At 72.3% G+C, this 18,166-nt stretch carries 15 protein-coding genes; 5 read left to right on the forward strand and 10 right to left on the reverse strand.

What is annotated here, in order from left to right; genetic code table 11:
• Positions 1–70: 70 nt before the first annotated feature.
• Complete coding sequence (locus SALPAC4_RS0104535; protein WP_018222747.1) at positions 71–313, forward strand: mycoredoxin; 243 nt, start codon at positions 71–73, stop codon at positions 311–313.
• On the opposite strand, the gene SALPAC4_RS0104540 is transcribed toward SALPAC4_RS0104535, so the two are convergent.
• The gene (locus tag SALPAC4_RS0104540) at positions 282–1,589 is read right to left on the reverse strand and encodes an MFS transporter (RefSeq protein ID WP_019869338.1); all 1,308 of its coding nucleotides are present in this window, start codon (positions 1,587–1,589) and stop codon (positions 282–284) included. The genes SALPAC4_RS0104535 and SALPAC4_RS0104540 overlap by 32 nt on opposite strands.
• Positions 1,590–1,747: 158 nt before the next feature.
• On the opposite strand from SALPAC4_RS0104540, the gene SALPAC4_RS0104545 reads away from it, so the two are divergent.
• The 3 genes from SALPAC4_RS0104545 (at position 1,748) to SALPAC4_RS0104555 (ending at position 3,542) form a co-directional block, all read left to right on the forward strand.
• A complete protein-coding gene (locus tag SALPAC4_RS0104545) occupies positions 1,748–2,728 on the forward strand; it encodes a helix-turn-helix domain-containing protein (protein ID WP_027644409.1) in 981 nt (326 codons plus the stop codon).
• 73 nt (positions 2,729–2,801) lie between these two features.
• A complete protein-coding gene (locus SALPAC4_RS0104550; protein ID WP_019869340.1) occupies positions 2,802–3,029 on the forward strand; it encodes a DUF397 domain-containing protein in 228 nt (75 codons plus the stop codon).
• 237 nt (positions 3,030–3,266) lie between these two features.
• Positions 3,267–3,542, forward strand: a complete 276-nt coding sequence (locus SALPAC4_RS0104555) for a hypothetical protein (RefSeq protein WP_018729278.1) — start codon at positions 3,267–3,269, stop codon at positions 3,540–3,542.
• A 152-nt stretch (positions 3,543–3,694) separates the two neighbouring features.
• On the opposite strand, the gene nudC is transcribed toward SALPAC4_RS0104555, so the two are convergent.
• The 9 genes from nudC to dapE all read right to left on the reverse strand — a co-directional run bounded on the left by nudC (position 3,695) and on the right by dapE (position 17,164).
• The gene (gene nudC / locus SALPAC4_RS0104560; RefSeq protein ID WP_019869341.1) at positions 3,695–4,642 is read right to left on the reverse strand and encodes an NAD(+) diphosphatase; all 948 of its coding nucleotides are present in this window, start codon (positions 4,640–4,642) and stop codon (positions 3,695–3,697) included.
• Positions 4,639–5,982 (reverse strand): M16 family metallopeptidase, encoded by a 1,344-nt coding sequence (locus tag SALPAC4_RS0104565; protein ID WP_019869342.1) that lies wholly within the window; start codon positions 5,980–5,982, stop codon positions 4,639–4,641. Before SALPAC4_RS0104565 ends, nudC begins: the two co-directional genes overlap by 4 nt.
• The gene (locus SALPAC4_RS0104570) at positions 5,979–7,292 is read right to left on the reverse strand and encodes a M16 family metallopeptidase (protein ID WP_019869343.1); all 1,314 of its coding nucleotides are present in this window, start codon (positions 7,290–7,292) and stop codon (positions 5,979–5,981) included. Before SALPAC4_RS0104570 ends, SALPAC4_RS0104565 begins: the two co-directional genes overlap by 4 nt.
• A 52-nt stretch (positions 7,293–7,344) precedes the next feature.
• On the reverse strand, positions 7,345–7,527 hold the full coding sequence (locus tag SALPAC4_RS0104575) for a hypothetical protein (protein WP_018729274.1): 183 nt from the start codon (positions 7,525–7,527) through the stop codon (positions 7,345–7,347).
• 114 nt (positions 7,528–7,641) lie between these two features.
• Positions 7,642–11,079, reverse strand: coding sequence for an ATP-dependent helicase (locus SALPAC4_RS0104580; RefSeq protein ID WP_019869344.1), 3,438 nt, complete (start codon positions 11,077–11,079; stop codon positions 7,642–7,644).
• The gene (locus SALPAC4_RS0104585) at positions 11,076–14,510 is read right to left on the reverse strand and encodes an ATP-dependent helicase (protein ID WP_019869345.1); all 3,435 of its coding nucleotides are present in this window, start codon (positions 14,508–14,510) and stop codon (positions 11,076–11,078) included. Before SALPAC4_RS0104585 ends, SALPAC4_RS0104580 begins: the two co-directional genes overlap by 4 nt.
• A gap of 130 nt (positions 14,511–14,640) precedes the next feature.
• A complete protein-coding gene (locus SALPAC4_RS0104590) occupies positions 14,641–15,186 on the reverse strand; it encodes an LOG family protein (protein WP_019869346.1) in 546 nt (181 codons plus the stop codon).
• Between the two features lie 2 nt (positions 15,187–15,188).
• A complete protein-coding gene (locus SALPAC4_RS0104595; RefSeq protein WP_020113455.1) occupies positions 15,189–16,040 on the reverse strand; it encodes an LOG family protein in 852 nt (283 codons plus the stop codon).
• A 50-nt stretch (positions 16,041–16,090) separates the two neighbouring features.
• Positions 16,091–17,164 (reverse strand): succinyl-diaminopimelate desuccinylase, encoded by a 1,074-nt coding sequence (gene dapE, locus SALPAC4_RS0104600; protein WP_019869348.1) that lies wholly within the window; start codon positions 17,162–17,164, stop codon positions 16,091–16,093.
• Positions 17,165–17,188: 24 nt separating this feature from the next.
• Here dapE and dapD point away from each other — a divergent pair, with 24 nt between their 5' ends.
• Positions 17,189–18,148: a 2,3,4,5-tetrahydropyridine-2,6-dicarboxylate N-succinyltransferase gene (gene dapD, locus SALPAC4_RS0104605; protein WP_019869349.1), complete on the forward strand. Its 960-nt coding sequence runs from the start codon at positions 17,189–17,191 to the stop codon at positions 18,146–18,148.
• Positions 18,149–18,166: the final 18 nt, after the last annotated feature.

Here is an 18,166-nt window from a genome sequence, read left to right on the forward strand (position 1 = left end):
TCCAGCCGCTCCCGATGTTGGGGTAGTTAGCCTGGCTCGAATCACGACCAACCCCCTTGGAGGTCTTCCGATGTTGACGATGTACTCCACGCCTTGGTGCGGCTACTGCCACCGGCTGAAGTCACAGCTGGACCGGGAGGGCATCGGGTACGAGGTGGTCGACATCGAGCAGGAGCCGGCGGCCGCCGAGTTCGTGATGAGCGTCAACGGCGGCAACCAGACCGTGCCGACGCTGCGCTTCGCGGACGGCAGCGCGCTGACCAACCCCACCATCCGGCAGGTCAAGGAGCACCTGTCGGAGATCTCCGCCTGACCGGTACGGGCCCGACGGGCGCCGGCTGGGCCGGCGGGCTCAGCCGGCGCCCACCCCAGAGGTAGCTACTCGCCAGCAGGGTGACCAGGCCCACCACCACGAAGAGCAGCCGGTAGTCGAAGACGCCGACGAGCAGTGCACCGCCCCCGACCGACGCGGCCCGCGGACCGCTGACCACCGCATCGGCGCCGGCGGCGACCCGCCCGATGAGCGGTGCCGGCGTACGCCGCTGGATCAGCGTGTGCAGGCCGACCATGGTGAGCGGCAGGGACACCCCGGCCAGCAGGAGCGCCGCGCAGCCCAGCCAGAGGTTGGGGTAGGAGAGCGTCAGCGCTGCCGACCCGAACAGCGCCACCCCCACCGCGAGTGCGCCGACCTCTCCCACCCGCCGGATCATGCCGGCGGAGAGCAGCCCACCGGCGAGGCCACCGACCCCCTGCACGGTCACGAGCACACCCACGAACGCCGCGTCGCGGCGAAGCCCGTGGTCAACGTAGGCAAAGATCAACGACTCGCTGAAGCCCATCACCAGCGAGCCGAGACCGTAGCCGAGGAGTGCCCGGCGCAGCGCCGGCTCGTCGGCCAGGTACCGCAGGCCAGCACCGAGCTCGGTCGACCAGCGCGACGTACGGCGCGGTCGCCCTGCCGAGCTGGACGGCCGGGTGCGGCCCCTCCGCCAGCGGCCGCGGCCCGCTGGTCGCGGCCGGGGCGGCTCGGTGACCCGGAGCAGGCCCACCAGCACCGCCGCGGCCACGAAGCCGACAATCGCCACGCCCGCCAACGGTCCGCCGCCAACGGCGGTGTAGAGAGCGGCCCCCGCCAGCGGACCGACCAACCGCAGCCCCTGCCGCACCGTCTGTAACACGCCGTTCGCGTCGGCCAGCAACTCCGCTGGCACCAGGTGCCGCAGGAGGCCGCTGAGCCCTGCGCTGAGGGTGATGTACGACAGGCCGTAGAAGATCGCGACCAGGTAGATAAGCCAGAGGTCGGTCCGATCTCTGACCGCGAACAACGGGGTGAGCAGGGCGGCCGTGACCAGGTTGGCGGCCACGAACAGGGGCCGGCGCGGATATCGGTCAACGATCCAGCCGACCAGTGGTGCCAGCGTCATCGGGGCGATGATCGCGAAGATGGTGGCCCCGGCCAGTCCACTCGACCCGGTCAGCTCCTTGACCCAGATGGCGAGCGCGAGCAGCAGGATCGACTCGGCGGTCATGCTGGCCACCAGGCCACCGAAGAGCAGCCGGAAGTCCGGACGGCGCAGGACGGTACGCATCTACCCTCCGTCGGAAGTGGTACACGGTGTGCCGCCTTTGGTCGAGACACGCCCCCGCCAGAACCTCCGGCGCCGGCCGCGTCGTTCCATACTGAGGGTTAGGGGCGAATTCAGAGAGTTACCGTCGCATCTACGACGGTCTACGGAAAAGAGGACACGTGCCTCCAGTCGCACCCAGCCCTATCCTGCGGCGCCGCAGGTTGGGCACCGAACTGCGTCGGCTGCGCGAGACCACCGGCCTCACCGGGGACCAGGTGGTCGAGCGGGTCGGCTGGGCCTCCGCTTCCAAACTGTCTCGCCTGGAGAATGGTCGTAGCCGGCCGGACCCGCAGGATGTCCGCGCGCTGCTCGATCTCTACCGGGTGGACGTGACGCTGCGGGACGAGCTGCTGACCATCACCGGGGAGGCCGGCGACATCCGTGGCTGGCTTCGGAACTACCCGATCATGACCCCGCAGCAGCGCGGCTTCGCCGAGTTGGAGGCGGGCTGCGTGGAGATCTCGGAGTATCACCCGCTGCTCGTACCGGGGCTACTCCAGACGCCCGGTTACGCCCGCATCCGAATCGCCTCCGCTCGGGATGTCGACGAAGCGGCCGGCGAGCCGGATGGCACCGAGGATATCGAGACCGAGGTGGGCGCGCGGCTGGCTCGCCAGTCGTTGCTTACCCGGGGAGCGGACGCACCCCGATACACCGCCGTACTCGAGGAGACCGCGCTCGGGGGCCGGGCCGGGCCGGCCGATGTGCTACGGGAGCAGCTCACGCAGCTCTACGAGTTGGCGAAACTGCCCAACGTCACGCTGCATGTGCTGCCGCGGGACACCCAGGCGAGCGGTTGGTACCTGCCACCGACGGCGTTCTCCCTCTACCGGTTCACCGACCCGCAGGATCCCGAGACTCTCGCGATCGAAAGCGCGTTCTTGAACACCATGTCAACCGAGGTAAAAATCCTAAATCGCTATAAAGTGGTCTTTGAGTGGTTATGCGCGGCAGCACTCCCTGCATCGGACACTCTCTCCTGGCTGGATCAGGCCAGGGGACGACCATTCGATGCAGCACCCTCGTCGGCAGCGGCGGTCGGGGCGGCAACACCGCCGGTCCAGCGTCGCCGGCGCCCCGGGCGATTGACGGAGCGCTGACCCACCGGCACCCAGCGTCGGTCCGTGCGGGCACTACTCGTCCATCGGCCGGTTCACACAGGAGCGCAACACCATGAACGAGATCATTGATACGCCGACCGTCTTCCCCGAGCTGGCGCGAGCGGCATGGCGGAAGAGCACCCGCAGCCAGACCTCAAACTGCGTCGAGGTAGCACCGATGCCAGCGACGGTGGCCCTCCGGGACAGCAAGGACCGGGGCGGTCCGGTGCTGCTGTTCGCCCGCGGCGAGTGGCGGAACTTCCTGGCCGCGACCAAGGAAGGCCAGCTCGACCGAGTCTGACGCGCAGCTTCGTCGGGGCCGCCGGTGCGTAGGCACACCGGCGGCCCCGCATCGTCTTCGAACGCCAGGCGGCGGTGGTTCGGGCACCCGGCCCGGGCACCCTCGCCCGATCGGCCACTCTGCCGGCCGATCGCGGCATTTCGGTTGCCAGGCCTGCTACGCGGCGTAGCATGACCCAAAGTGACGTGGAACTTCCACTCCGTTCCCGATCGTCGCGGCACCCATCCGGAGACCGATATGCGGTTCCTGATCGTTCGCACCGATGTCCGCACGGCAGCTGACGTGGACCTCACCGCCGCCTGGGCCCACGGGGGCCGGCTGCGCGACGAGACCGTCGCGCCCGAGCCACGCCGGCAGGTCGTCCACGCCGACGACCGCGAAGCCGCACTCCTGCTCGCTCGTGCCCTCGCCGCGGTCGGCGCGGTCCGTGCCGGCCGGCAACGGGTCAAGGTGCTCCCGCTCGACGAACCCCCGTCCGCCTGGCCGAGCTGGCCGGACGACCGGGGTAGCTGAGCGGCTACCCGTCCGTCGGAACCGGCCCGGCCACCCCGCCGCGCTCCTCGCCCCAAGCCGGTCTCGGCGGCACGGTCCCCGGCCCGTGACCGTCGCGGCAACGGCGGTCGCGGGCCGGGACCACGTTCGGGTCCGTCCGCCGGCACCCGCCCTCAACAGTGGCCGTCGAGCCAGTAGCGCAGCAGGAAGGACGCGATCGAAGAGGGCGGCGGCAGGACCAGCCGAGCACCCTGGACGGCAACGCTCTCCCCGGCCAGCGCCGCGCCGATCTCAGCCCGGGTGAACCACCGGGCCGACGCGATCTCCGCTGGATCGACCCGCACCGGACGCCGCGGGTCCGCCACCGCCTGGAAGCCCAACATCAACGAACCGGGGAACGGCCAGGCCTGGCTACCCACGTACGTGATGTCCGTGACCGGGACGTCAACCTCCTCGCGTACCTCACGCAGCACCGCCGCCTCGGCCGACTCCCCGGGCTCCACATAGCCGGCGAGGCAGGAGAAGCGCAGCTCACCCGGGACCCGCGGCCAGGCGGCGTTGTTGCCCAACAGGCAGCGCCCGTCCCGACCGGACCCCCCGTCGTGCACCAGGACGATCATCGCCGGATCGGTCCGCGGCCACATCCGCTCCCCCGCCGGGGCGACCCGGGACCAACCGGCCTCATCCATCGTGGTGGCTTGCCCGGTACGCGGGGAGTACCGGTGCCCACGGTGCCAGTTGAGCAGGGCCAGCCCGGTGGTGAGCAGGCCCGCGTCCCGATCGGTGAGCAGGTGACCGATCTCCAACGGGTGCGCCGCACGGGTGCCGGAGAGCACCGGCAGGGGCGCGTCCACCGTAAACACCGGGACGCCATCGGGCTCGACGCCGAGAAACACCGCCCGCGGGGTGGCCCTCTCCGGCACCTCCTCCGGGCCGACCAACACCAACGCCGGCGGCTCCGGTCCGGCTGAGACCAGCGCCCACCCCCCGTCACCGCTGTCCAACACGAGCAGCCGGCACCGCTCCCAGGCCTGCCCCAACCAGTCGGGATCGGTACGCCGGTGCGCGGCCCGGTCCAGGGTAGAGCGAGCCAACGTGGGGGCCGGTCCGCCGTCCGTCACGGACCCGCCGGTTCGGTCACAACCTCGGCGAGCGTCCCCAACTGCCCGGCGACCCGCTGGGCATCCCCCAGCACGACGGTGACCGCCCGGGCCGGGGCGAGGTACCGGGCCGCCGCGGCAGCGACATCAGTCACCGTCGCCTTCGCCAGCCGTGCCGCGTGTTCGGCCAAGAAATCCAGGCGCAGGCCACTGCCCGCGTACGCGCTGGTCAGCGCCGCCAGCCCGGCCTGGGTGGAGATGCCGAGTTGGAGCGTGCCGAGAGCGTACTGGCGGGCCTGCTCCAGCTCCTCCGCCTCCGGTGCCACACAGGCCAGCCGACCCAACTCATACTGGGTCTCCAGCAACGCCGCCCCGGTCACGTCAGTGGCTACCTCGGCGGCGGCGAGCAAGACCGACCCGGCAACCGAGTGCTCGACCAACGAGTACGGTCCGTACGTGTAACCCTTATCCTCGCGAATATTCTCCACCCAGCGGGACGAGAAGTAACCTCCGAAGATCAGGTTCGCGAGTTGCAGGGCGGCATGGTCGGGGTCGGTGCGCGGCACCGCCGGCAGCGCCATCCGCAGCGACGACTGCACCGAACCGGGGCGATCAACGAGGAGCAGCGGCCCCGGCTCCAACGGTGGCGTGGCCGGTAGCTCGACAACCCGACCGGCGCCGTTCCAGCCGCCGAGTGCCTGCTCGGCCGCGTCCAACGCCCGTTCCGGCTGGACATCCCCGACCAGCACCAGGACCGCACCCGTCGGATGCACCCGCTCGTCATGCAGCTTCCGCAGGACGCTCGGACGCACCGCGCGGACCTGCTCGGGGGTCGGCGTCTGCACCGCGTACGGGTGCCGGCCGTAGATCCGCTTGAGCAGGGCGGTACGGGCCAGGTGCCCGGGCTGGCACTGGGCCAGCTGGATCCGGTCAACCAGCCGGTCCCGCTCGGTGGCGACCTCGTCGGCCGGGTAGGCCGCCGAGGTCAGCACCCCGGCCAGCAGCTCCAGCATCCGGTCCAGGCCAGTCACCAAGCCCGCGCCGGAGAGCATCAGCCGGTCTGGGTCGACCCCGGCGGAGAGCCCACCGCCGACCTTCTGCAACTCCGCGGCGATCTGCACCCCGGTCAGCGTCGTCGTACCGGAGAGCAGGGTCTGTGCGAGCATCGCGGCCCGGGCCGGGTGCACCCGCCCGAACGGCATCCCGAGCCGCAGCTCAACCAGGGGGACCGCCGGCCGACGGACCGCGATCACGGTGAGACCGTTGCCGAGCGTACGCTCGGCCTGCTTCGGCAGGTTCAGTTTCCGGGTCGGACCGAGCGGCGGCAGGATGCGCGACGCGGTCGTCATCGCGCCGCTCACTGCTCCGCCCCCGCGAGCACCTCGATGGTGGCCCGGCGCTGTGGGCGCAGGGTGGCGGCGGCGGCGCGGACCGACTCCTCGGTGACCTCGCCGACCAGGCGGGGCAGATCGTTGAGCAGGCCGGGCTCGCCGCGTTGCTGCTCCAGGACGGCCATCCGTAGGGCCCGGCCGAGCACCGCGTCCGTGTCGCGCAACAGGTGCGTGGCCATCCGGGCCTGGGTACGGGCCAGCTCACCGTCGGTCAGCCCGTCGGTGGCCAGCCGGTCCAGCTCCTCATCCACCGTCTGCAGCACCTTGTCCACGTCCCCGTCGGGTGGCAGGTGCGCCTGGAGCAGGAGGGCCGTCGGGTCGCGGACATCGAACGGGTCCCCCATGAAGCCCAGGTAGCCGCCGACGCTGGTGACCGACCTGTCCCGCTGGACCAGCCGCTCGACCAGCCGGGCGGCGTCCCCGTCGGTGAGCACCTCGGCGAGCACCGCGTACGGAAGGTAGCCGGCGAAGTCGCCGATCGGGTCCGGCACCCGCCACGCCGAGGCGACCGCCGGCAGTGGGGCCAACCGGTCGGTGTACGACACCCTCCGCTCGGCGGCCAGGTCCGGCTCGGCGAAGCTCGGCCGGACCGGGGCCGGACGGGCCGGCACGTCGCCGAAGTGCCGCTCGACCAGCTCAACCGCCTCGGCTACGTCGATGTCGCCGCTGACCGCCAGTACCGCGTTACCGCTGGCGTAGTAGTGCTGGAAAAAGTCGGCGGCGTCGGCCACCGTCGCCGACTCGAGGTCGGTGAAGGACCCGTAGCCGTCGTGCGCGTTGGGGAAGGTGTCGAAGAGCACCGGTGGCAGGGTGAGCCAGGGAAACCCGCCGTACGGGCGGTTGAGCACGTTGACCCGGATCTCCTCCTTGACCACGTCGACCTGGTTGCGCAGGTTCTCCTCGGTCAGCCGAGGGCCGCGCATCCGGTCCGCCTCAAGGAAGAGAGCCCGTTCGAGGGCGTTGGCCGGCAACGTCTCGTAGTAGTCGGTGTAGTCCAGGTGGGTGGAGCCGTTGAAGGTGCCGCCCGCCCCCTGTACGTGCCGGAAGTGGGCCAGCTTCTCCAGGTTCTCTGAGCCCTGGAACATCAGGTGTTCGAAGAGGTGCGCGAATCCGGTGCGCCCCTCGGGCTCGGAGCGGATGCCGACGTCGTAGACGACTGCCACCCCGATCACCGGGGCGCTGCGGTCCGGGGTGAGCACCACCCGCAGGCCGTTGTCGAGTGTGAGTCGCTCGACGGGGTAACTCGTTGCTGGAATCGTCGCTCTGCGCGTGGTCGACACGCGTTCGACCCTAACCCGTCCGCGCTGACGCACCGACGGCCTCCCGCCGGACTCAGCCCACGGTCGCTGTCGGTTCCGGACTGCGCAGCTCAACCGGGGCCGCCGGCGCGGCCTTGTCCGGCACGGCGTGCCAGGGGCTGAAGACGACGATCAGGGCGAGCAGCACCCCGACCACGGCGACCGCCGCAACCAACAGCAGTTCCCGTACCGCGTCCAGGCCGCTTTGCCCCGTCATTCATACCCCTCCCACACCGAACGGACGGCCGGTGTTATCCCCTCGGGCCCAGCCTCACCGGCCCGGCTGCCGGATACAGTCACCATTCAGACCCATCCAACGCTAATTGCTGACTCAGCCAACGGTGGTCTCCTCAGCCCCACGTTCTTCCGGAACCGCGGCGATCAGCGCGGTGAGGCCCACCGCGTCGAGCAGGTCCACCGGCCGCACCGTCGCCCCGTCCGGGACGTAGTGGAACGCCGCCCCCACCTGGGCAACCGGAACTCCCGCCAGCTCCGCCCAGGCCAGTCGATAGACGGCGAGCTGCACCGCTGCCGCGGCAGCGGCAGCTCCGCTGGGCTGCCGGCCGGTCTTCCAGTCCACCACGTCGAACCGGCCGCCGGGCCGGCCGAAGACCGCGTCCATCCGGCCCCGGACGACCACCCCGCCGATCACCGTCGCGAACGGCACCTCGACCTCAACCGGCGTCCGATCCGCCCACTCACTGGCCAGGAAGCGCTCCTGGAGCTCGGCAAGCGCCTCGTCCGGCGCGGCGTCCGCATCCGCGGCGCCGGGTAGCTCGTCCACGTCGAGCAGCCGGCCAGCCCCGTACCGCTGTTCCAGCCAAGTATGGAAGGCGGTACCCCGACGGGCGTACGGGTTCGGCTCGGTGGGTAGGGGCCGGCGCAGTGACCGGGCCAGGGCCGCCGGGTCCCGCCGCAACGCCACCAGTTGGGTAACCGAGAGCGCAGCGGGCAGCGCGACCTCGATGGGACCAGCCTGCCGGGTCAGCTCGGCCCGCTCGGCGAGCAGCAGATCGGCCTCCCGGCGCCAACGCGCCACCTCCGGGTCGTCGCCACCCGGATCGTCCGCAGCCAGCTCGTCCACATTCGGCACCGGGGGGCCGGCCACCGCCCCGCCGCCGGGTGCCGGACGGGTCGGCACCCCATCCGTCAGATAGCGCCGGACCAGTGCGGCTGCCTCGGTGAGCACCGGTCTACGGGCACCCAACGGGTCAGCCGGCCACTCCGCCCGAAGCACCACCTCGGTCGTGGGATTCACCGCGTCCGGGGCGGGCTCCGTGGCCCACTCGTCAACCAACTGCCCAGCACCCCCGTCCCGGCATGCCTGATGCAGGTCACGCAGGAACGCGGAGGGGCCGCGCGGGCGTTTGGTGCCCTCCCCCCACCAATGCCCGGAGCAGAGCAGCAGCCGGCGGGGACGAGTCACTGCGACGTACGCCAACCGCCGCTCCTCCCGCTCGTCGTGCGCCCGCCACGCGGCGGTGAAGTCCGCCAGGGCCTGCGCCACCCCGCGCTGCTCCTCCGCCTCGGCCAGGGCCAACACCGGCAACCCGTCAGCGTCGCCGCGCAGCGGGAACGGCAGCACCCCCAGCCCGCCCAGCCAGTGATCGGAGTTGCGTACCGGACCCGGCCACACCCCACGGCTCAGCCCCGCCACCGCCACGATGTCCCACTCCAGGCCCTTGGCCGCGTGCGCGGTGAGAACCTGCACCGCCCCCTCGACCACCTCCACCTCACCGGGGGCGAGCCCACGCTCCTCGTCCTCCGCCGCCGCCAGGTAGGCCAAGAAGGCCGAGAGCGTGGCACCCGGCGTCTCCCCGCTAAACCGGGCCGCGACATCACCGAGCGCATCCAGGTGCCCCCGGGCCAGTCCAGCATCGCCGGCCCCGTCCCGGCCGGCCCGCACCGCCACCTCCACGTCCAGGCCGATCGTCCGCTCGACGTCCGCGATCAGGTCTGGCAGCGACTGGTCCAGCCGGTAACGCAGCAGGCCCAGTTCCTGGGCGGCGGCGCGGAGCCGGGCATAGCCCTCCGCCGAGTACGCCGGCGCCGGCCCCAGATCGGCCAGGGCCTCCACCAGAGTCGCCTCGTCCAGCACATCCGGGACAATCTCCGGCTCGTCATCCGCCGCGAGCTGCCGGCGGGCGGCGGCGATGGCCCGCGCCCGACGGTGCAGGGCCACCAGGTCCCGGGGCCCAATCCGCCACCGGGCACCAGTCAGCAACCGAAGCAGCGCCGCCCCGTCGGTCGGGTCGGCCAGCACCCGCAGGGTGCAGACCACGTCCCGCACCTCCGGCGTGTCCAGCAGGCCGCCCAGCCCCACCACGTCAACCGGCAGGCCTCGGGCCCGCAGCGCCGACTCGATCGCCGGAATCTGGCTGCGCAGCCGGACCAGCACCGCGGTGGTGGGGCGTGCCACGACCGGGAGGTGCTCGGGCAACGCGCCGGGCATCCCCGCCGCTCCCTGCCACGCGCGCAGCAGGCCGTCGGCGATCCAGTTCGCCTCGTCCGCGTAGGTGTCCAACAACGCGCAGTGGACAGTGCCGGCAGCGACCCCGCGGGGGGTGCGGTGCGGGATCGGCTCCTTGACGCTGAGCGCGGCGCGCAGCTCCGGTACCTGGGCGCCGGCGGCGCGGAGCGGGGTGGCGAGGGCGTTCGCCACCCCCAGGATCTCCGGTCGGTTGCGCCAGCTGGTGGTCAGGGTGCAAACCTGGGCCGGAGCGCCATCGGCCTGGGCGAATTCGGTGCGGAACCGGTCGAGGGTGCCCGCACTCGCCCCACGCCAGCCGTAGATCGACTGACAGGGGTCACCGACGGCGGTCACCGGGTGCCCGCCACCGAAGAGCGCGTTCAGCAGCACCACCTGGGCGTGGCTGGTGTCCTGGTATTCGTCGAGTAGCACCACCCGGTAGCGGTCCCGCTCGATCTCACCGACCACCGGGTGGTCCCGGGCGACCCGGGCCGCCCGGGCCAACTGGTCGGCGAAGTCCATCGCCTCGTAATCCTCCTTGCGCCGGGCGTACGCCCGGACCAGCGGTAGCAGCTTCAACCGGACCTGCGCGAGGGTGAGCGCCCGACGAACGTCGGCGTAGACGCGGCCGGGGCGGGACTGCACGTCGGCGAAGAACCGCCCGGTCCAGGCCGCCAGGTGGTCCGGCTCAACCAGGTGCTCGTCCAACTCGCCGGCGAGGGCCAGCACCGCATCGGTGATCGTGCTCGGCATCCGGTCCACTTCGGACATATCGCCGTCGTAGGTACGCACGATCAGGTCGACGAGCTGCCAGCGAGATGCCTCGGTGAGCAGCCGGGTGGCGGGCTCGTACCCGGCGCGCAGCCCGTGTTCAGTCACCACCCGCCCGGCATACGAGTGGTAGGTGGCGACCGTCGGCTCGCCGGCCAACGGATCGTCGAGCGGGGTTCGCCCGCTCCGGCCGAGCCGGCGAACGAGCTGACCGAGCCGGGTTCGGACGCGGTGCGCCAACTCCCCGGCGGCCTTGCGGGTGAACGTCAGGCCGAGCACCTGCTCCGGTTGGACATACGAATTGGCCACCAGCCAGACCACCCGGGCGGCCATCGTCTCGGTCTTGCCGGAACCGGCGCCCGCGACGACGAGCAACGGCTCCACCGGGGCGGCGATGATGGCCGCCTGTTCCCGGGTAGGCGCCGGGAGTCGCAGCAGCTTCGCCAACTCGACCGGGGTGTACCGGGGCCCGGCATCGGCCCTCCGGGGAGTCGGGGCCGCCGCGCTGAACAGGGTCGGCTGGGTCACGGGCCCTCCGGTGGGCGAGTGTTCGAGGGTTCGACGACCTGGCGCCCCTGCCCGGACACCGGGCAACTGGTGCGCACCGGGCAGACCCGACACTTCGAGTTGGCGACCGCGGCGAAGGTGGCGGCGGCCATCGTATCGGCGGTACGCCGTACCAGCGCGGTCGCCCAGCCGGCCGCCGGCCCCTCGCCGGCCGGCGGTTGGGCCTGTTCCCGGGCTTCCTTGGTGCCGGTGCCGAGCTGTACCAGGGAGGCTCCCCCGGACTCGGTCCCGAACTCGGCGAACGCGCCCGCCTCGACCGCCGCCTGGTACGCGCCCAGCTGCGGATGCTCGGCGAGGTCCGCTGCGGTCACCGCGGTCGACTTGCCGGTCTTGAGGTCAACCACCACGAGCCGGCCGTCCGGGTCGACCTCCAGCCGGTCGACCCGGCCGACCAGGTCGACCGGGTGCTGTGGATCATCCAGTCGAACGGCGAACTCGTGCTCGATGGCGAGCAGCCGACGCGGGTTGGTGGCCAGCCAGCGCAGCAGCTTGTCCACCATCGCCTCGGCGCGGGCCTGCTCCGGGCCGACCATCCACCGGGCCGCCAGCTCGATCGCGTCGAACCGGGCCGCCACGTAGTCGAGCAGGGCCCCCCGGTCCGAGCGGGCGTTCTCGGCCAGCATCGCGGCGGCGTGCACCAGATTTCCCACCCCCTGCGCCGCGCTGGCCGGTGCGCCCCCGCCGTGGCGTTCGAGCAGCCAGCGCAGGCTGCACCGCAGGGCGCTCTCCATCCCGGACGGGGTGACCCGCACCGGCTCGCCGTCGGCGACCAACGGCCGTTCGTCGGAGAGCGGACGCAGCCCCCACCAGTCATCCGGGTGCGCCCCGGCGACCCCCTCAGCCGCGAGCCGGGCCAGCTCGGCCGCGGCCGCCCGCCGCCGGAGCACCGACGTACTCGGGTCGGTCACCGCGGTGCGTAGCTCCGCCACCAGTGACGCCAGTGTGAGCGCCCGGGGCGGCCGGCTGAGCGGCAACGTGGCCGTCCCCGCGTCGCCCGCTCCCGCACCCTCGGCTCGTCCCGCACCCTCGTCCGGTCCCGCACCCTCCCCCGGTTCCGCACCCCCGTCCGGCGGCGGGTCGGCCACGCCGAGTTCGTGCAGGAACCGGCTCGGCTGCTCGTCGTGGTCGTCGCCACCGACAGTGGCGCTGGCGACAGCGCTGACCATCAGCCGACGTCGCGCCCGGGTCACCGCGACGTGGAAGAGCCGCCGCTCCTCGTCCAACAGGGCCGAGGTCTGGCCAACAACGGAGACCCGCGGCCCCTCGCCGGCCGAGCGGCCGGCGAGCACATCCACGAGGCGCTCCGACCCGAGCAGACTGCCCCGCAGCCGCAGGTCCGGCCAGACGCCCTCCTGCACTCCGACAACGGCGACCAGATCCCACTCCAGCCCCTTCGCGGCGTGCGCGGTGAGTAGCCGGACCGCGTCGCCCCGGTCCGCGGTCGGGGCGATGGTGTCGGCGGGCAGATCCTGCCCGAGCACGTGGTCGAGGAAGACCTCGACCCGCGCCCCGGGCAGCCGGTCGGTGAACCGGGCGGCGGCGTCGAAGAGCACCAACACCGCGTCCAGGTCCCGGTCGGCCGCCTCGGCGCGACGACGCCGGGCGATCTCCCCCTCTCCCGCCGCCGCCGGGGTTCGGGCCAGCGCCGCGGACCAAAGGTCGGCGAGGCCGCTGGCCCGCCAGACCGCCCAGAGCACCTCCTCGGCGGTGGCACCCGGCCGGGCGGCCCCCTCCCGGGCAACCGCCAACAGACCGGCCACCGTCTGCGCCGGCTCCGCCCACCGGCGGTCGATGCCGGCCAGCTCGGCCGGGTCCCGCAGCACCTCGACGATCAGCTCGCCGGAGGGTCGGCGGTCGCCGGCGGCGAGAGCCATCACCCGCAGCCCCTGCCGCAGCCGCCGTTCCGCCAGTGGATCCGCCCCGCCCAACGGTGAGTGCAGCAGGGCGACGGCCGCCTCCTCGTCGAGCCGGTCCGGGGCGAGCGCACAGCGCAACAGCAGCAACAGCGGGGCGACCGCCGGTTGCAGGTGCAGCGGCAGGTCCTCACCGTGTACAACAGTGGGCACCCCGGCGGCGTGCAGGGCGCGCCGCAGCGAGGGCAGCGCTCGGCCGGTGGAGCGCACCACCACGGCCATCTCCGACCAGGGCACCCCGTCGAGCAGATGCGCCGCCCGCAACGCGTGCGCCAGCCAGGCCGCCTCGCTGGCGGCCGAGCGGAACGTACGGACCTCCGCCACGCCCGCCGCCGCCGCGGGTGACGCCCGGATCCGCCGGTGGGTAGCCGGGCCGCGCAGCCGGCGGGCCAGCCGCGCGTGCGCCGCCAGCAGTCGGGGACCGGCCCGGTACGACGTGGTGAGCACGACCTGCGCGGCCGGTGCCCCGGAGGCGGTCCGGAATCGGTGCGGGAAGGTCACCACACCGCCCGGTTCGGCACCGCGGAAGCCGTAGGTGGAGGAGTCGGGATCGGCGAGGACGACCAGCGCCTTGCCGCCTCCCGCCACGGTCGCCAGCAGCTCCTGCTGGGCAGGGTCGGTATCGGCGTACTCGTCCACGTAGACGTGCACCAGCCGGCGCCGCTCCGCGGCCAGCAGCGCCGGATCGTCGAGCAGCATGCCGGTGGCGGCGCGGACCAGCTCGGCCGGATCGTAGGCGATCGAACCGCGGTTGCCGACATCGCGCAGCGCGAGCACGGCGACATACTCCCGGAGGAACCGGGCGGCGGCCGGCCAGTCGGCCCGGCCGAGCCGCTCACCCAACCGGGCCAGCTCCACCGGACCGACGCCCCGCTCGGCGGCCCGCATCAGCAGGTCCCGCAGCTGGCTGGCGAAGGCGCGGGTACGCAGGGCCGGGCGCAGGTCCTCCGGCCAGCCCACCGGATCGGCGTCCGGCTCCTCGCCCACCAGGTCCAGCAACTCCCGAATGATCAGATCCTGTTCGGGGCCGGTGAGCAGCCGGGGCGACGGCTCGCCGCGTTCCGCGGCGGCCCGGCGCAACAGCCCGAACGCGTACGCCGGAAAGGTGCGCACCAATGGCTCCCGCAGCACCCGGGGGCCGGCGCCGGCGATCCGGGCCTCAATGCGTTGGCGCAGGCCGGCGGCTTGCCGGCGACTGAAGGTGAGCACCAGGATGCGCTCGGGATCCGCCCCCTCGGCTACCCGCGCGGCGACCGCCTCGACCAGGGTGGTGGTCTTGCCGGTGCCCGGTCCACCGAGCACCAGCATCGGCCCGACGGTGTGGTCGATCACCTCCGCCTGCCGGGGGTCGTCGATCCGCTCGCCCAACAGAGCGTGCTCGCCCAACCGACTCTGCTCGCCCAACAGAGCGGCCTCGCCCGCCGGAGTGGGCGCCTCCGCCGGCCCGCCGGACCGGCGCACCAGCCGGTATGCCTGCATCCCCCCATCCCACCAGACCCGGCCGACAGATCCACATCCGCCCACGCCCACCGGGTCGCCCTGACTACCGCGCGACGCCAGCCGGGGCGGTCCTGCCGGCTGCCGCCGGGCCAGACCCGTGCGGCGGCGTTCAGCTCAGCCGGGACTCCAGGAGGTCGAGGGCCGCGGGGACGGTCGCCACGACGGAAAGTAGCTCCAGGCCCGCCGGCTTCAGGAAGGTCTGCCCAGCGAGGCCCCCCAGCCAGTCGAGCAGCGGACGGTAGAAGCCATCGGAATCCACCAGCACCATCGGCTTGCTGTGCAGCGTCAGCGTGGCGGTCGTCCAGACCTCGAAGAGCTCGTCCAGCGTGCCGAGGCCACCGGGGAGGGTGAGGAAGGCATCCGACTTGTCGATCATTATGGTCTTACGGTCGGCCATCGACTCGGTGACCAGGAGTTCGTCGGAGGCGAGGTCAGCGACCTCCAGATCAACCAGGGACTGCGGGATAACGCCCAGCGTCCGCCCGCCGGCGGCCCGCGCGCCGGCCGCCACCGCCCCCATCATCCCGACCCGGCCACCACCGCTGACGAGCGTGTGACCGCGGCGGGCCAGCTCCGCGCCGGTCTCGGTCGCCAGGTCCAGAAAGCGTTGGTCAAGCGTGCGGGAAGACGCGCAGAAAACACAGATCGCCGCCACGGTCAGCCCCGACCCCCCTCGTCCGCCGCGGCCCGCTGCTCGGCCGCGGTGACGGCGACGGACTCCTCGCGGATCGCCTCCTGCTCGGCGGAGAGCACCGCCTCCGCCTCGACGATGTGCCGCACGGCGGTGTTCACGTCGTCGGTGAGGCAGATCAGATCAAGATCAACCTCCCCGATCTTGCCCCCGGCCGCCATCGTGTCCCGCAGCCAGTCGAGCAGCCCGCGCCAGTAGTCGGCGCCCATCAGCACCACCGGGAACCGGGTCACCTTGCCGGTCTGCACCAGGGTGAGGGCCTCGAACAGCTCGTCCATCGTGCCGAAACCACCCGGAAGCACCACGAACGCCTGGGCGTACTTGACGAACATGGTCTTCCGCGCAAAGAAGTACCGAAACTCGATCGCCACGTCGACCCAGTCGTTGATGCCCTGCTCGAAGGGGAGCTCGATGCCCAGGCCGACGGAGAGCCCGCCGGCCTCGCTGGCCCCCCGGTTGGCCGCCTGCATCACCCCCGGACCGCCACCGGTGATGACCGCGTAGCCGGCCCGGGCCAGCGCCCCGCCCAGCTCCTCGGCCAGCCGGCACTCCGGGCTGTCCGGCAGGCTCCGCGCCGAACCGAAGACACTCACCGCTGGTTGCAGGTCGGAGAGGGTGTCGAAGCCCTCGACGAACTCGGAGAGGATCCGCAGCGCCCGCCAGGCATCCCGGGTCTTCCAGTCACTGCGCTGGTGGGAGTCGAGCAGCCGCTGATCGGCGGTGCTGCCACCGATCACTGACCGACGTGGTGTCCCGGCGCCCCGGTGCTGGTCCCGCCGGGCCGCACCGGCTGCCTCCCGTCCGTTGCTCTCGCTCATGCAGGCAACCGTAGTGGAGAGGCGCCGGCGGGCGGGGCGCGCAGGGCCGTTCAGGCGACCGAGAGCCAGCGACGCAGCACCGCCGCACCGTCGCGGATCTTGCTGATCTCGACGTGTTCGTCCGGGTGGTGGGCGAGGTTGGGGTCCCCGGGGCCGAAATTCAGCGCCGGCGTGCCCAACGCCGCGAAGCGGGCGACATCCGTCCAGCCCAGCTTGCCGATCGGCGCGGTACCGACGGCGGCCAGGAACTCCTGCGCCGGCGCGGCCTCCAGCCCCGGCATCGCGCCGGCCGCCAGGTCGGTGATCGCCACCTCGAAGTCGGCGAACACCTCCCGCACATGCGCCTCGGCCTGCTCCGGGCTCCGGTCCGGCGCGAACCGGTAGTTGACCTCGACCGTGCAGCGGTCGGGCACCACGTTGCCAGCGACCCCGCCGTTGATGCGCACCGCGTTCATCCCCTCGCGGTACTCGCAACCATCGACCGTCACCCGGCGGGCCTCGTACGCCTCGAGCCGGCGCAGCACCTCCCCAGCGGCGTGGATCGCGTTAACGCCGTGCCAGGAGCGCGCCGAGTGCGCCCGTACGCCGCTGGTGGAGACGGTTGCCCGCAGGGTGCCCTGGCAGCCCGCCTCGACGATCCCGTGTGTCGGCTCCAGCAGCAGCGCGAAGTCAGCCGTGAGCCACTCCGGGTGCGCCTCGGAGACGAGGAAGAGACCGTTGAATGTCGACTCGATCTCCTCGGCCTCGTAGAAGAAGTACGTCACGTCGTACCGCGGCTCGGCCAGCGTTACCGCGAGGTGCAACGCGTACGCGACCCCGCTCTTCATGTCGGAGGTGCCGCAGCCGTACATCAGGTCGCCGCGCACCGTGGCCGGAAAGTTGTTGTTGATCGGGACCGTGTCGAGGTGGCCGGCGAGCACCACCCGCTGGTCCCGGCCGAGGTCGGTGCGGGCCATCACGGTGTTGCCGTACCGATAGGTGGTCAGGTGCGGCACACCGCGCAGCACATCCTCGACACAATCCGCGATCGCCTTCTCGTTCCGGGAGACGGACTCGATGTCGACCAGGGCACGGGTCAGGGCCACCGGATCAGCGAGGACCTCGGGGGTCAACGGGTTCTTCATAATCCGCACGGTACCGTCACAGAGGTGACCACTACGCAGTCTGCCTGGGGCATCGGCCTGGCCACCGTAACCGCTGACGACCAGGTGCTCGATACCTGGTACCCGACCGGAAAGCTGGGCCTCGGCGAGCTGCCGCTGGTCCCGGGCGAGGATGAGGCGGATGTCCTCGACCTGCCGCCGGGAGCGGTCGGCGACCGGGCGCTGCCGGGTCTGCGGACCGTCCAGCTGGTGACCGTTCTCGGCTCGCTGGCCGACCCGATCAAGGACGCCGCGGACGCGTACCTCCGGCTGCACCTCCTCTCGCACCGGCTGGTGCGGCCCAACGAGCTCAACCTCGACGGCATCTTCGGCAAGCTGGCCAACGTCGCCTGGACCTCGGCCGGGCCCTGCCCGCCGGAGCGGGTGGACGAGCTGCGGGTCATCGAGCGGTCCGCCGGCCGCCACCTCACCGTGTACGGGGTGGACAAGTTCCCCCGAATGACCGACTACGTGGTGCCCTCCGGCGTCCGGATCGCCGACGCGGACCGGGTCCGGATCGGCGCCCACCTCGCCTCCGGCACGACGGTGATGCACGAGGGCTTCGTGAACTTCAACGCCGGGACGCTCGGCGCCTCCATGGTCGAGGGGCGCATCACGCAGGGCGTGTTGATCGGGGACGGCTCCGACATCGGTGGCGGCGCCTCGATCATGGGCACCCTCTCCGGGGGCGGCACCGAGAAGGTCCGCATCGGCGAGCGGAGCCTGATCGGCGCGAACGCGGGCGTGGGCATCTCGCTCGGCGACGACTGCGTGGTCGAGGCGGGCTGCTACATCACGGCCAGCTCCAAGCTCACGCTGCCGGACGGTCGGGTGGTGAAGGCGCGCGAGCTGACCGGCGTCAACGGTCTGCTCTTCTGGCGCAACTCGGTCACCGGCGGACTCGAGGCGAAGCCGCGCTCCGGGCAGGGCATCGCGTTGAACGCCGCGCTGCACGCCAACGACTGACCGGGTGACCGGTGGTTC

This window comes from Salinispora oceanensis (assembly GCF_000383575.1).
GTDB lineage: Bacteria > Actinomycetota > Actinomycetes > Mycobacteriales > Micromonosporaceae > Micromonospora > Micromonospora oceanensis.